Annotated in this window: 11 protein-coding genes; 4 read left to right on the forward strand and 7 right to left on the reverse strand. The window is 46.0% G+C overall.

What is annotated here, in order from left to right; genetic code table 11:
• Window positions 1-230 precede the first annotated feature (230 nt).
• Window positions 231-1,706, reverse strand: coding sequence for a glycogen synthase GlgA (glgA, locus tag JGK22_RS07120; protein ID WP_293312609.1), 1,476 nt, complete (start codon window positions 1,704-1,706; stop codon window positions 231-233).
• Window positions 1,707-2,111: 405 nt separating this feature from the next.
• Between glgA and JGK22_RS07125 the strand changes: the two genes are divergently transcribed.
• The 3 genes from JGK22_RS07125 to JGK22_RS07135 all read left to right on the forward strand — a co-directional run bounded on the left by JGK22_RS07125 (window position 2,112) and on the right by JGK22_RS07135 (window position 6,760).
• Window positions 2,112-2,798 (forward strand): sigma-70 family RNA polymerase sigma factor, encoded by a 687-nt coding sequence (locus JGK22_RS07125; protein WP_293185680.1) that lies wholly within the window; start codon window positions 2,112-2,114, stop codon window positions 2,796-2,798.
• A 401-nt stretch (window positions 2,799-3,199) separates the two neighbouring features.
• The gene (locus JGK22_RS07130) at window positions 3,200-4,195 is read left to right on the forward strand and encodes a DUF1822 family protein (RefSeq protein WP_293185682.1); all 996 of its coding nucleotides are present in this window, start codon (window positions 3,200-3,202) and stop codon (window positions 4,193-4,195) included.
• A gap of 108 nt (window positions 4,196-4,303) precedes the next feature.
• Complete coding sequence (locus tag JGK22_RS07135) at window positions 4,304-6,760, forward strand: CHASE2 domain-containing protein (RefSeq protein ID WP_293312611.1); 2,457 nt, start codon at window positions 4,304-4,306, stop codon at window positions 6,758-6,760.
• Window positions 6,761-7,117: 357 nt separating this feature from the next.
• Here the strand turns inward: JGK22_RS07135 and JGK22_RS07140 are convergent, their stop codons facing one another.
• The 4 genes from JGK22_RS07140 to JGK22_RS07155 all read right to left on the reverse strand — a co-directional run bounded on the left by JGK22_RS07140 (window position 7,118) and on the right by JGK22_RS07155 (window position 12,733).
• Window positions 7,118-7,846: a response regulator transcription factor gene (locus JGK22_RS07140; RefSeq protein ID WP_293186941.1), complete on the reverse strand. Its 729-nt coding sequence runs from the start codon at window positions 7,844-7,846 to the stop codon at window positions 7,118-7,120.
• A 574-nt stretch (window positions 7,847-8,420) separates the two neighbouring features.
• Entirely contained in the window at window positions 8,421-10,472 is a 2,052-nt protein-coding gene (locus JGK22_RS07145; RefSeq protein ID WP_293312613.1) for a CHAT domain-containing tetratricopeptide repeat protein, read from the reverse strand.
• A 6-nt stretch (window positions 10,473-10,478) separates the two neighbouring features.
• Window positions 10,479-11,615 (reverse strand): tetratricopeptide repeat protein, encoded by a 1,137-nt coding sequence (locus JGK22_RS07150; RefSeq protein ID WP_293214228.1) that lies wholly within the window; start codon window positions 11,613-11,615, stop codon window positions 10,479-10,481.
• A gap of 302 nt (window positions 11,616-11,917) precedes the next feature.
• Window positions 11,918-12,733: a DUF928 domain-containing protein gene (locus JGK22_RS07155; protein ID WP_293186938.1), complete on the reverse strand. Its 816-nt coding sequence runs from the start codon at window positions 12,731-12,733 to the stop codon at window positions 11,918-11,920.
• Between the two features lie 306 nt (window positions 12,734-13,039).
• Here JGK22_RS07155 and JGK22_RS07160 point away from each other — a divergent pair, with 306 nt between their 5' ends.
• Window positions 13,040-14,536: a glycosyl hydrolase family 57 gene (locus tag JGK22_RS07160; RefSeq protein ID WP_293312615.1), complete on the forward strand. Its 1,497-nt coding sequence runs from the start codon at window positions 13,040-13,042 to the stop codon at window positions 14,534-14,536.
• A gap of 219 nt (window positions 14,537-14,755) precedes the next feature.
• Here the strand turns inward: JGK22_RS07160 and JGK22_RS07165 are convergent, their stop codons facing one another.
• Both JGK22_RS07165 and JGK22_RS07170 read right to left on the reverse strand, forming a co-directional pair.
• Window positions 14,756-15,055 (reverse strand): hypothetical protein, encoded by a 300-nt coding sequence (locus JGK22_RS07165; RefSeq protein WP_293148499.1) that lies wholly within the window; start codon window positions 15,053-15,055, stop codon window positions 14,756-14,758.
• Between the two features lie 50 nt (window positions 15,056-15,105).
• The gene (locus JGK22_RS07170) at window positions 15,106-15,312 is read right to left on the reverse strand and encodes a DNA-3-methyladenine glycosylase (RefSeq protein WP_293193780.1); all 207 of its coding nucleotides are present in this window, start codon (window positions 15,310-15,312) and stop codon (window positions 15,106-15,108) included.
• Window positions 15,313-15,487 lie beyond the last annotated feature (175 nt).

Raw genomic sequence — 15,487 nt, forward strand, 5'->3', positions numbered from 1 at the left:
GACCAATGACTACTGACTACTGACCAATGACCAATGACCAATGACCAATGACGGGAGCATCTCAGTTTTGATGTTTTGATTTTATAGTGCGAGCGTCCCCGCGAGCGATTATAGATCGCGAGCGGGGACGCTCGCACTGTAAAGAAATTGCTTTTTTGCAAAAGTGAGATGCTCTCCCAATGACTAATTACCAATGACCAATGACTAATGACTAATGACTACTGACTAACTTATTTGTGTCGAATTAGTTCGTAAATTTCCACATAGTCTTTAGCTGGATATTTCCACGAATTATCGCAATTCATCCCTTGAATCATGAGTTTTTCAAAGTCATCATGGTAGTCATACCACAATCCGATCGCCCGATCGAGCGCCGACTCTAAAGCGCAGTAGTCCGTTTGGTGAAATACGTAGCCGTTGCGCTCTTCCGGTAAGTGGTTGGTGTCGTAATCGCGATCGAACACCGTATTCACCAAACCGCCCACGCCCCGCACCACAGGCACCGTACCGTACCGCAACCCGATCATCTGAGTCAGCCCGCAGGGTTCGTAATTGCTCGGCACCACAATCATATCCGCACCCGCGTAAATTAAGTGCGACAGTTCCTCATTAAAACCAAGTTCTAAATGGCAGTCAGGATTGTCATTTAAAACCCATTTTTCGTGCTGAAAATGCGCGTTAATTCCCGCTTCCGTCGCCGAACCCAAAAGTACGAATTGCGCGCCTTTGCTCAGACAGTAATAAATTGCATGGTGGACTAGGTGAACGCCTTTTTGGTCGTCCAAACGACCGATAAAGGTAATCAGAGGCTTGTCAGCATCGCGCATTAACAGCCGATCGCGCAAAGCTGTTTTAGTTTCGGCTTTTCCTGCCAAATCATCCGCAGTGTAGTGTTGCGGAATATAGCGATCGCTCTCGGGATTCCACACGTCATAATCGATGCCGTTGAGCACCCCGCGAAATTTGTCTTGATATAAATGCAAAGTGTGGCCCAAACCGTAGCCGAACTCGCCGACATGAGCTTCCCAAGCGTGGTGCGGCGAAACCGTCGTCACAAAGTTCGAGTACACAATGCCACCTTTCATAAAATTGATGGCAAAGGGGTTAAAATTATCTTGCAGGCGATCGTACTGAAAATAATAATCATCTCGATTCAAACCCGTTGCTTGCAACACCTCGCTTCCGCCCATACCTTGATGTTTGAAATTGTGAATGGTATAGCAGACTCGCTGATTTTCCATCCAATTGTATTTGTAAATTTCAAACAGCATGACTGGAATCAAGCCAGTTTGCCAGTCGTGACAGTGAATCACATCCGGGCGCTTGTTGCTTCTGAGCAAAAATTCTAAAGCAGCTTTGCTAAAAAATGCAAACCGCATATTGTCATCGTTGCAACCGTAATAACAGCCGCGGTTAAAAAAGTTATCTTGCGATCGAGGTTCGATGAAAAAACACAACACCCCGTGCACCCAGCCGCAGTACACATCGCAAAGGATTTCGCCGCCGTACCAGGGCACCGCCAAATCCCGATAGGCATCGTGCAGCCCCCAAATGTGGTCGTACCTCATGCAGTCATACTTGGGCAGAATAATCTCGACGGCGTTACCGGAATTCTGCAACTCCCGACTCAACCCATAAACTACGTCGCCCAAACCCCCTGCTTTGATGACGGGGGCGCACTCTGAGGCAATTTGTACGATGTACATTTTTTTTGCTTACTCCTGGATCAATCAAAAAATATTTTCTTAACTTGACAAAGTATATGATTTCTCAGCAAATAAGCAAGTCGCTCGTTAGACATAAAAGGGCGATCGCGCTTTCGACTAGCAGAATTCGGGGCTGTTGCCCACAAACGCAGAGAAGACAAAGGACGCATACGCGGCACAGCCTCAAAAATCGACACTTACCTTATTCGATGGCATTTGTCAACTAAATATTTCAAAAATTTTTGTGGAATTTTCGCGAAAATTTCTCGCAGGATGCTGATAACTGATTATCAGACAACACTTGTTTGGCTACCAAACATCAACTCAGCGATTCTATTGTGGAAACTCAACCCGCAAATGCCGTGTCTAGCATTCATCCAGAGACTCTTCAGGAGGCCCTCGCCGATGTCCGAAACCAAGGATGAAAAAAACAATTTAAGCCAACAACTGCAACAGCTAGTTGCTGAAGCTTGTTCGCATCCGCCCAAAAGCTTGATGCGGCGGCAAAAACTCAGCGAGATAGTGAGGCTGATTGTGAAATCTGGCAAACTTTGGCAAGAAGCGACGCCTCATTATAACGATGCTTTGCAGCAAACTTGGGTGTATTTTTGTCGCAATGTTTGTGTTTGCAAAGACAATACCACAAACAAACCTTACGATCCGAATCTGGGCAGCGTCATTACTTGGCTAGACAAATATCTCAAGATGCGGCTGAAAGACTTCTCAATCTCACAAATAGAACACCAAAATAGAGTTATTTCGCCGTCAATTTCCGAAGATTCAGAAGCAATTAACATTATTTATAATGTCGAAAATCCGCCGACTCATTCTGACAGTCCGCTAGTTATCCTAGAAGAGACTAAAAAATGGGTGCTGGCAGATCCCGAGGGAGAGTTAAAAAGCGTTCACATCAAAAAACGTCCCGATGTCACTTGCCAAATCTTAATTTTGAAACGTCTTCCTCCGGAGACTTGCTGGGAAAAGATTGGTCTTGAATTTAACTTGCCACCGTCAACTGCGCCCAACTTTTATAAAAGAGAATGTTTGCCCCGCTTGCGAAATTTTGCCAAAAAGCAAGGATATCTGGAATAACAGTTGACAGTTGACAGTTGACAGTTGACGGTTGACAGTTGACGGTTGATAGTTGATAGTTGACAGTTGACAGTTGATAGTTGATAGTTAATAGCGATGTTTGTTAGACTAAAAGTAAAATGTCGCTCTTCAAAAAGCCTAGAAATACGGGGAGTAACAACCCTTACTATTGGGTAATTGGTAATTTCTAATAGTTGCTATAGCGGTTCTCAAAAAAGTGAGGTATGCACCATGCCCTATGCCCCATGCCCTATGCCCCATGCCCTATGCCCTATGCACGTCGGGTACCTCATCTTTCTGAGACTCGGCTATATCTGTAACTGAATTACCTGAGGAAGGCTAGAGAAAAGTATGTTTTTGAATTTTCATCCTAAAACTATAGTTCACAGAGGAGAATCCCGATGAATGGCAACCTTAACAATATCAGGCAATCATCTATTCCACTGCCCATTACCACCGCAGCGCTGCGGCTGGCAGAGAAATTTTCAAATATTAAAGGATTGAGCACAGCAGAAAAAAGAGACCAAGTTTATTTCAACACTTTAGCTGTATGTGCAGTGAAAGATTACATGGAAATGATGGATATTCCTACAGATTTGAAAGCCAGCGACAGTTGGAACCCTGCGATGCGCCTTTACACCGATGCAGCAGATTTGAAATTAACTCAATTTGGCTATTTGGAATGCCGCCCTGTGAAGTCTGGCAAGTTTTGTGACATTCCGCTGGAAATACCGGACGATCGCATTGGTTTAGTCGCAGTTGAAATCGATACACAGCGGCAAGAAGCTACTTTGCTGGGATTTATGGCAACTGCAAGTGCTGGCGAGTTGGCGATCGACAAATTACAAAGTTTTGAAAAATTGCTGCTACATTTGGATAGTCTGAAACGCAGCAAAAAAGCTGTACAACTCAGTCAGTGGCTGCACAATATTTTCGAGGCCAGTTGGCAGTCTGTAGCAGAAGTTTTAGCGCCGCCAGAACCTAGTTTAGCTTTTCGTTACGGTAGCGCAGTCGTGCGGGCTAAGACGATCCATCTGACACCAGATATCTCGGAACCAGTATCAACAACCCTCAACTATTTTCGGGGAAAACCTAATTTAGATAGGGGTGTAGGAGTACCCGCCGAATCTGTAGCTTTGCTGGTGGCGATCGCACCAACGACTGATACTGATATTAATATTAAAGTACAAGTGCATCCGATCGCCGGGGCAGACAGCTTGCCGCTCAACCTGACTCTGAAACTCATCGACGGCGAAGGAACGACTGTCATGGAAGCTTGTGCCGTCAAAAAAGACAACGGCTGCATGACACTGGAATTTGCTGCCGATCGCGGAGAATGTTTCAGCGTTGTGGTAAAACTGAAAGAAGTCTGTATTGCAGAGAATTTTGTCGCTTAAATCGGCCCGCTGGTTATAAGCTGTTCAGCATTAAAATTGAACCTTTACCAGGAAGTTGGCTTGGGGAATCAAAAATCTCAGTGTATCAAAAACCTGAGAGTGTCAACCATGGAAAAATTAGTTGTCTTAAAGCTAGATGATAACTTGACAAAAGGCGTGCGAGCTACTCTGGAAATCGGCCCGGAAGGAGAACGGGCCACAGTAGAAATCCAAGGTTTCCTGCCTCCAAAACTAGAAATAGCTGACAACTACGATCGCTGGCAGTCAGTCTACCGCAGTTTGGGAGATTTCCGCATTAAGCCGATCGCAATTACCATTAGCGAATCTCGTACAGCACAGTTGTCCAAGTGTCGCGAGTTGGCGGAACAATTAAGCCTGCAAATTAATAGCTGGCTTGACTCTGAACCGTTTCGTAAACTCAAAGACACATTACTCGTACAATTAAACCCGTCGGATACAGTTCGATTTTTAATCAAAACAGACGATATCGTTTTGCGGCGTTTACCGTGGTACTGTTGGGATATTTTCAATGGCTATCCGAAAGCCGAAATTGCTTTGAGCGCCACAGCTTATAAAAAAATACCGATTTCAGATCCCCCTAAATCCCCCTTAAGAAGGGGGACTTTGAGTGAATTCTCCCCCCTTTTTAAGGGGGGCTGGGGGGGATCTCCGATTTCAGATCCCCCTAAATCCCCCTTAAGAAGGGGGACTTTGAGTGAATTCTCCCCCCTTTTTAAGGGGGGCTGGGGGGGATCTGCGGATTTGGAAAAATACCCTGCAAATCGCGTAAAGATTTTAGCAATATTGGGTAACAGTGAAAATATTAATATTGAACAAGACTGCAAACTTCTGGAAGGATTGCCATCAGCAGAAGTTACTTTTTTGGTCGAACCAAATCGCAGAAAAATCTGTCAAGAACTTTGGGAAAACAACTGGGATATCTTATTTTTTGCCGGACACAGTGACAGCGACGCATCCGGGCGATCGGGAAAATTTTATATCAATAAAACCGAGAGTTTAACAGTAGAAGAGCTGAAACAAGGCTTCAAGCTAGCGGTTAACCGTGGCTTGCAGTTGGCTATTTTGAATTCTTGCGATGGATTGGGCATAGCGCGGCAGTTTGAAGATTTGGGCATCCCGCAAACGATCGTAATGCGAGAACCTGTATGCGATCGAGTTGCCCAAGATTTTTTAAAGTATTTTCTCGCCTCTTTTTGCAGCGGGGAATCTTTGTATGTGTCAGTGCGCCTCGCGAGGCAAAGATTGGCAGAATGCGAGTCAGAAATTCCCGCTGCGGATTGGCTGCCGGTAATTTGTCAAAATCCTGCTGCCAATCCGCCGACTTGGCAAGAGTTGGCAAATAAACCAGCACCTTTTCCTTGGAGGCGGCGCTTACAAATCGGGTTGTTGGCGATCGCAATTAGTGCTGTTTCTGTCACGGGAATGCGATCGCTGGGCTGGCTGCAAATATGGGAATTGCAAGCTTTTGACCAATTGATGCGCCTGCGTCCCGCCGAAAGCTCGGATTCGCGTTTGTTGCTGGTGGAAGCAACGGAAACGGATATCGAAAAATACGGCTTTCCGCTGCCGGATGGGACGATCGCCCAAGCAGTGGCAAATTTAGCACAGTATCGGCCGCAAACGATCGCCCTGGATATCTTTCGCCCTCGCCCTGTAGGAGTCGGTTATGCGGCATTGGCTGCTAGCTTTCAGAGCGATCGAAGTTTAATTGGTTTGTGCAGCGTCAAAGAAAGCGGCAAACCGAACAAATGCGGCATCAAACCGCCACCTGCACTGCCAAAAGAGCGCCTCGGGTTCAGCGATGTGGTGGCTGATGCCGACGGCATTCTCCGCCGCCACTTGCTGTTTATGCAGCCGCAGACAACCGATCTTTGTGCTACAGAACACTCTTTGAGCATGAGGGCTGCGCTCCATTACCTAGCAGCAAAAGGCATCACACCAGAAACTTTGTCAGGAGATAAGATAGGGCTGGGAAAGGCAGTTTTTGCACCAATTCACGGCAGTACAGGCGCTTATCAAAACCTGGACAATCGCGGCTTTCAAATTATGCTAAATTATCGATCGCCCCGAACTTTTATTCAGCGAGTTAGCCTGACAGAACTGTTAGAAGGAAAAGTTAGTCCCAATTTGATTAAAGACCGAATTATTTTTATAGGTGTGACGGCGCCCATTTCCAATCCCGATGATTTTTTTACACCCTACAGCGCGCGAGAAATACCTTACCAGAAAATGCCGGGGGTGTTACTTCAAGCGCAAATGTCGAGTCAAATTATCAGTGCTGCTTTGGATGGGCGCCCGCTGCTACAAATTGTGCCTGTGTGGCAGGAAATGCTGTGGATTTTGGGCGGCGCAGCAGTTGGTAGCGCGATCGCGATTGTCAGCCGGCGCAGGCTGTTTGCGGTGTTGCGGGCGATCGCTTTTGCGGGGATTTTGGTCGGAATTTGCTGGTTTTTGCTAATCCAGGGTTGGTGGGTGCCTTTGGTACCGTCGGTTGTGGCAATGCTGGGGGCGTGTGGTATTGCGATCGTTTGTAAGCGAATCTAGTACCATCTCAGGGTTAAATAGGTACGTTGTTGCGCTTGAGCGCTCTTAATATATATAAGATCGGAGCGCTGAAGCGCAACTACATACCTTTGTTTTAGAAGGTGACATTATTTATTCAATAGACTTGTATTGCCACAAGATCGGAGCGCTGAAGCGCAACTACATACCTTTGTTTTAGAAGGTGACATTATTTATTCAATAGACTTGTATTGCCACAATAATAGCGCTTTTAATATATATAAGATCGGAGCGCTGAAGCGCAACTACATACCTTAAACTTGAATGGCCAAAATAATTTGGATGTTCCTCTGAGCAGCGTCCAAATTATTTGATTGCAAAGACTTTTCCTATTCCATCCTAATTGGAAAATATCCTGTGATTGCGAGCATTCGGAGCAAATGTGTAACCGTATCCGCGAATTGTTTGAATAAAATTTGGCACAGCCCGATCGACTTTAGCCATTTTCTTGCGAATCTGGCCGATATGTACGTCCACCACTCGCTCTTCTGATCCATAATTGCATTTCCAGCCCCAAATTTTTTCGATTAGCTGTTGGCGAGTCCAAGCTTCATCTGAATGAGTTGCCAAAAAACACAATATCTCATATTCTAATTTGGTTAGAGTCAAAGTTTTATCCTGCCATCTTACTTCCCTACTCATTAAATCAATTTCTAGTTGACCGCAGACAAGGCTGCGCGGGTTGACGGTTCTCCCTCGCCGCAACAAGACTTCTACTCTAACTGCTAATTCTTCAATACTGAACGGTTTGCACATAAAATCGTCAGCACCTGCTTTTAGGATTTTAATTCGATCTTCTTCGGCGGTGCGGCTGCTCAGAATCGTGACTAAAACATTCGTCCGCTTTTGCATTTCTTGACAAAGTTTATAGCCTGTAGTATCGGGCAAATTCCAATCTAAAATCACGAGAACTGGGTTGAATTCATCAAATATTTCTAAGGCTGTTTGGCCGTCGGCTGCAAATTGTACTTCATATCTCTGCTTTAGAAAGCGGTAGACTAGATTGCGGACGGGGGCGTCGTCTTCTACAACTAGAATTTTGGTGTTTTGAGCGGCAGAGATTTTCATAATTTTTAACTCAATTGTTAATGGTGCAAAGTTAAGAAAGCGAAGCTGTCTAAAAAACAGTCTTTATTCTTTAGTCAGCCTCCGGCGGGCTAAAGTTTTTGTAGGCAATCCCCCTGTGGCATTGGTGCCAACTTAAACCTGGAAGCATTGAAAAATCTCGTTTTTCTCTGAGGCCAGATCCCCCCTAGCCCCCCTTAACAAGGGGGGGACAAGAATCCGATCAAAGTCCCCCTTCTTAAGGGGGATTTAGGGGGATCTGGCCTCGGCTGAAAGCAAGATTTATCAACAGTTCCAGGATTAAGTTGAGACCAATCCCCCTGTGGTGGCCCCGATTTCGATCGCCGAGGTATTTTTGTCAATAAATTAAATCGACACATGACTTATCCAGGCGCGATCGCCTTTCTGTGGAGATTTCAGCCAAAAAACTAATTTTTTCGCGGGATTTGGCAATTCTTTACAAAATTTAACCGAAACTCCCCATTACCAGAAAGAATTGGTTGAAATCAGACTATTCATTACTCCAATCCTCGGACTTATAAGTAGAGGTCGCTCTCAAACTGTCAACTGTCAACTGTCAACTGTCAACTGTTGAAGCTTCGCCGATCAGGGTGAAAGCTGCCCAATCTCTGGGGTTTGGGTGCTGCTGCATTGTCTCCAGCATGGCGCTGCACAGGGCTTGAGCTTTGTTGCCCGTTCGATCGAGATTTTGATAAAATTTCACCATCAAATCGGCTGTAGGAGCATCTGGCACCGCCCACAAAGAGACGATCGCACTGGATGTACCAGCCGAAATTAAAGCGCGAGACAAGCCGATAACCCCGTCACCGGTAATCCGCCCCATGCCGGTATTGCAAGCACTCAAAACCACCAAATCCGCCTGGAGGTGCAGGTGCAAAATTTCCTCAGCCGTCAGCAAACCGCTATCGGTGCGATCGGGTGCAAAGGCGATCGCACTGCCGAGTCCGCGAGTGCGATCGAGCAATCCGTGGGTGGCAAAATGGACAATGCGGGCGTCTGACAACCGCTGAAGCACGGCAGATTTGGTAGCCGAATTGCCGGTGAGGGCTTTGGTTTGGAACAATTGGGCGATCGCCTTAGCTTCGGTTTCTGAATGCGGCAAAGCAGATAACTGCTGCGGAGGTTGGCCCGGTACCAGAGCAACTTCAGGCATCGTCGGATTTCCTACTACTAAAATATCCCCAGCTAAATTAGAAATTTCTTGCCGTTTTTGACTGGTTAATTCCAGAATTTGAATTGCAGGAGCAGTCAAAATAGTATGTTTTTCAATTAAGTATTTCCCAGCAGCATCTTGCAGCGCTGAAAACGGAACAAAAAACAGTTCGCCTTGAGGAATAAAAATAATTTTAGCTGCTGGATCTGTCGGCAACAAGTCAGCAATCGGTTCGATTAGCAGTTGATGGAGTTTTTGCAAGCGAGGGTTATTGGTGAGGCTCGATTCCACTTTTGCTGCTACATCAATTGCAGGCCTTGGAATAGTCAACCCTGCGGGCCAAGAGGATTGACAGAGCGAGAGAATGTTGTGAGTTTTATCAACAGATATTACTTGCCAAGGTTCCCAATTCGGCGCATCATCGTGGAGTTTGACTAAATCGCCTGGGTACATTTTTAGAGTGGGATTGAAATCGCGATTCCTGATGCCGATCGCCTCGCGAGAGTCGGCAACTAGCTCTTTGAGCGAAGTATGTTCGTAGTTGATGTCAACTTGGCGGAAGGCTATTTCACCCGTGGGCTGAATTACCCAAATAAAGAGTTCTTCTAAAAAAGAAATCGAATATTCTACAAAAGTTGCATTTTGGGCTCTGGCAATTTCTTGAATGCGATCGATGTTAGGCGGCTTAATATCGGGTATCGCATCTGAATTGGCAGATAACCGAGCACCCAGTAATTCTACAAACGCCCGCGCCCTACCGCGCTCCGCAATTTCCAGCGCCTGTTTGGTTTTTTTCTGGACGATCAGGGTTTTTTCCAAGTGGCGGTAAGTTGCGGCTTGGGTTTCAAAAATAGATACTTTAAAGTTATCGCGATCGCTCAATTTTCCCCGCAGCGATTCCCAAGTTTGAATTGCATCGCCCAGGACTGTTTCAGCTTCTGCAAACTTGCCAAAGTCAAATAAAGCAAGTCCTAAATTGTTGAGAGTTGCCCCTTCTGATGCGGTTTCGCCGATCGCCCGCGCGATCTCCAAACTCTTGCGGCTGTATTCGATCGCCCGCTGGTACTGCCCCAAACAGCGGTAAGCATTGCCCAAATTTCGGCAGGAAGTTGCTTCCCCAGAGCGATCGCCAATTTCCTGCTGAATATCTAAGGATTGTTTGTAAAATGCGATCGCCCGCAAGTAATGCCCCAAATTACTGTAAGCATTACCCAGAATCACCAAAGAATTAGCTTCCCCATAACGGTTGTCAATTTTCGGTGCAAGATTCAACGACTTCTCACAGTATTCGATCGCCAATTGATTTTCCCCCAGGGAAACGTAGGTACGGCCCAAAGCGTTTAAGCAGTTCAATTCTCTATGCTTAGAGTTGATTTTTCGCGCCATATCTAAAGACTGAAGTTGGCACTCGATCGCCTGCTGGTATTCGCCGAGAGAATGATATGCACTCCCCAAATCGCGCTAGGAAGTAGCTATTCCCCCAAAGTGACCGATTTCTCGGTAAATATTTAGGCACTGCTGGTGGCACTCAATTGCTTGCAAGTATTCCCCTAGGGCATCGTAAATACTGCCCAAAGCATTTAGAGACTCAGCTTCTCCACTGCTGTTACCAATATCTTGCTGAATATTTAGCGCTTGCTGGTGATAGTCAATTGCTTGGGAGTATTCACCCCGCGCGCTGTAAATATTGCCTAGATTGTTCAAAGAATTCGCTTCTCCGTAGCCGTTGCCATTGTTTCTATGAATATTGAGCGACTCCTGATAGTATTCCATCGCCTGCGAGTATCTTTCCACGGAAATACTATCACTTTCCGAGAACGAATCTTGCTCGGGGCGCGGTATTTCTGGTCTCTTCAGAATGTTAACAAAAAATTTATTATTAATAGGAGACTGAATCGAGCGGTAAATCGACAACACATCTGCCGCCGACAGCGCCTGTTTGTAGAGTCTCATATCCCCAATATTACCTCGATAAATGCCACCAAAATCGTCCGATCGCCTGCCAACAGTCAAGGGCATACTATTCCTGAGAGAACTCTGTTGCCCTGTTGGGTTGAACCGCCAATCTACTTCCTTGCCATCGACATACCAGCGCCCTCCATCCAATCGATCGCGATCGACAGCAACCCCAACGTGATGCCATTGGTTGTCGCTAATAACAGGGAAAGTATCAATTTTTGTATAATAATATTCGCTACCACAGTTTACCCAACTTTTTCCATCGGCTATTTGCAGGTTAATTTGGCCCTGATAAAGAAATAAAGCCCAGCCCCGTAAAGGGCCAGAATTTTGAATCCGTTTATCAATAATCTTGACAATACCCAAATCACCCGTGCGAATCCACGCACACACAGAAAAGTCTTCCGTGCCGACATCCAGCAAAGGAGTGACTGGGAAAGTAACGTAACCTCCAGTCAGCAGCAGGCTTTCTTGCGGCCCGTTTTGCGATCGCTCAACAGCACGGCAAACGCTGTCAATTAGCAGTGCTGGAGGGAGATCCGGGCGATCGCTCGCCAAGTTTCCTGCTGCATCAAATGACCAAAGGGCGATCGGTGCTGTATTGAAAGTATTGTAGGCGCTTAATATTGGATATTTCATCTATAGGTTGATGTCTTATTTTTTAGGGAATTGTCAATGTAAATAATGGCGGGGATGGGGCGGGTTTTTGAGATTTTTTGTGGATTTTGTAGATGGTTGGCGAACCCGCCCCTACAGGATTTTGGGATGTTTTTTTTGCAGCAAGCTCACCATAAATAAAAATGTACGATCCCTACAATTTGTCTCGTTCGTGTTCGATCCATTGACATTGATTCCTGTAGGGGCGGGTTCACCAACAATCTGAGCCAAAAACCCACAATCTCAAAAACCCGCCCCGGCCCATGTATTATGCACGATCGGACTCAAACAAACGGTTCTAAAACAATCTCGTGCAAGCGCACAAACGGATGCTGCAATAAAGCATTCCAATCCGCCTCCAAAGTTACCAGAGAAGATATTTTTTCAAATCCAGTCAGCTCGGCTAGCGCTTCATACCGCAAATCATTTTCAGCATAAATCAGCAGCCTTTCCTCTAAAGTAGCTACCTGTAATTGACTCAAAAGTTTGTCCCGCAGCGCAACTAATTCAGTAATAGTTTCGTACCACAAACCGTATTTAGCCAACAGTAAAACGCGATGCCTCAGCGATGCAGTTTCTAGCTTAACTAAGATTTCTGGTGCCAATTTCACTCGCTCAACACACCCGTAGCGGGAGATATTCCCGCAGAAAAAATCCCAGCGATATTTTTTGCCAATTTCCAGAGGAGGTGCATTTGGTGGCAAGCAAAAACTCACAAGTCCCGCTGTTTTTGCAAGCTGAAAAAATGTTCGGAAAACTACTTCTTGATTTTCTTCGTCCCGCAGCACAAACTCAAAGGAAATGTCATCGGGAAATGGAGCCGGCAAGTACAGCCAAAAAGTCGGATGTGCGATCGCAGTCAATCCTAAATTTAGAGCCGGAATTAAAGCTAAAAAGTGGTGAAGATCGTCGCGGCTGCCTGCATCTCCGCGATCGCCCGGTGCACCCCGCGCAGGCGGCTCGTATGCGAGTATCTGCGGCTGCAAATGCGGTTCCCCCGATGAATCGGCGATCGTAGCAGCCAATCCAGGTTGAACAATGGTTACAGCCACCAGCAAATTAATCGCCGCCTGCTGTAGGAGCAGTTTTTTGTCATTCATAAAATATCTGCGAGGTAGAGGTACAAAGTCTCAGCGCGATCGCACGGCACCTGAAAATAATCTTGGCAGACTTTTATCTGCGTTTATCTGTGTTTATCTGCCTTAATCTGCGGTTTTTCTAATCAATCGTTGTGAGCCAAAGTCTAAATATCTGCAACTAAATGACAAATTCCGAAAAACATAACTCATTTGATCGCTACTTTTCGATACTTATTTAAATCTGCTACCTTTTCTGCTACCCTAAAAGCATATAGCTATCTTACCAAATAGCAGACCGCGTTCCTCCACAATTCTTGAGAAAAACTTATGTCTGCGATCGCACCATCCCCCAACCCACCCGTTTTAGAAGAACTTCGCTCCGGATTGCCCAACATTTGCGGTTCCGAAGCAGAAATCACTGCCGCCACCAACAGCAACGAACCAGTCTTTTTACCTAAGACAAATCTGCGCCTCGAAAACATTCAAGCCGGATTTGCTTGCGCCCTGCATATGCACCAACCTACAATTCCAGCAGGTGCAAAGGGCGAACTAATCTGCAATCTCCAGAATATGTTTGAAAATCCCAACCAAGGAGACAACCACAATGCCGGAGTCTTTGCTTGGTGCTATTCCCGCATGGGCGAATTCATTCCCCAACTGATTGCTGAAGGTTGCAACCCGCGAATTATGCTCGACTATTCGGGCAATTTATTGTGGGGATTGCGCCAAATGGGACGCGACGATATCTTCAACAACCTCAAGCGAATTACCTGCGAACCTGAATACCAACCCCACGTAGAATGGCTGGGGACAATGTGGAGTCACGCCGTTATTCCCTCAACTCCAATTCCCGATATCAAACTCCAAATTCAAGCATGGCAACATCATTTTGCATCCATTTTTGGCATAGATGCCCTGAAGCGCGTTAAAGGTTTTTCGCCTCCAGAAATGCACTTTCCCAATCACCCCGATACTCTTTACGAATACATCAAAGCTTTGAAAGAATGCGGCTACCGCTGGCTAATGGTGCAGGAACATTCTGTGGAAAATATCGACGGTTCGGGATTGTCGCAAGACCAAAAATACATTCCCAATCGTTTGCAATCCCGCAATTCTCGCGGCGAAACCATCAGCATCACGGCTTTGATTAAAACCCAAGGTTCCGATACAAAATTGGTCGGTCAAATGCAGCCATATTACGAAGCAAAAGTCCGCAACAAACAGCAAATTAGCAATGTCACAATTCCTTCTTTAGTTACTCAAATTGCCGACGGCGAAAATGGTGGCGTGATGATGAATGAATTCCCCAGCGCCTTTGTCAAAGCTTGGCACGAAAACCGCGAACAAGGTGGCGGAAAATCCGGTGTTGTCGGTTTAAATGGGACTGAATATTTGGAGATGATTGAGGCGGCGGGTGTTAATCCTGATGATTATCCTGTTTGTCAGGGGATTAACCAGCACAAGATTTGGCAGCAAGTCGATCCCGATAGTGCTACGCCGGAAAAGGTGGAAAGTGCGATCGCGCAACTCAAGCAAACCGATCACAATTTTCACATGGATGGTGCATCTTGGACTAACGATTTAAGTTGGGTGAAGGGCTACGAAAATGTCCTGGAACCAATGAATCAACTCAGTGCAGCCTTTCACAAAAAATACGACACGCTGGTACAGAAAGATGCTGCTGTTACCAAGCAGTTTGAATATCAGCAGGCTTTGCTTTACAACTTGTTGGTACAAACAAGCTGTTTCCGCTATTGGGGACAGGGAACTTGGACTGATTACGCCCGCGAACTTTACAACCGCGGCGCTGCTTTGATGAAATAGAAGATGAGACGGCGGTTGAAACCGCGTCTACACAGACAAAACCCGCCTCCGCGGGTTGAAGTAACAAAATTTATGGTAGAGTGCCCCGGAAACCAACTATTTGACCAGTGTCAAATATCTCGGCTGACGCACCTTATACTTGTTGGCAAATTCGGGTCAATTACCAATTGCCAATTACCAATTACCAATGCCCCATTCCCCATTCCCCATTACCAAATCCTACATTTCCTGCATCAAACGCAAATAATTTTGTCTCATCTGCGTCATATTTTCCATCATTCTATTCGCCATATCTTTCTCAACTTCGCTCATTTGCTGCCAAAATACAGCAGAACGTCTGGCCAGAATTGCGTCTTCCCACAACATCTCCAAAAGTTGCGCGGCCATCGGATTTTCAGCATCTATAATCCCGCACAATTGCTCGAAAGCTCGGTTAGCTTCGGCGTGACTCCCAACATCCTGAGCGAGAGTCAGGCATTTTTTGAGTTGTACGATCGGGTTTTCAGAAGAGTAAGCCATAATTTCACTAAGTTTAAGCTACCAAATTTACACTGACACCTTTGACATTACTAGAGTTGCGACACGGCCGCACAGTTCCCCAAATACCACCGCCAAGGCAAATCAATCCCTTTAGTAATCCCGATCCGCGTAGTTTGCACAAAATTTATTGTACCCTCCTCCACGGCTTGCTGAAAGTCTTCGCTCCGGTGTTCCAACCGCAGCGCTTGGCCTGCGTCCAAGGGTAAACCGCTAAAAGTTCGATCGATCTCCAGCACCTTACCAAAAACTTGGGTTTAAAGCCCCGTCCTTCTAGGACGGCTTTGTGTTAGAATTTTAGCGTAGGGAGTTCCCACGTAAGATGTTCGTTCTAGAATTCAAGGCGATCGGCAAACCAAATCAGTCCTCCGCTATAGACGAAGCAATCAGAACTGCTCAATTCGTTCGGAATAA

It is taken from the genome of Microcoleus sp. PH2017_08_TRC_O_A (assembly GCF_020738665.1).
GTDB lineage: Bacteria > Cyanobacteriota > Cyanobacteriia > Cyanobacteriales > Microcoleaceae > Microcoleus.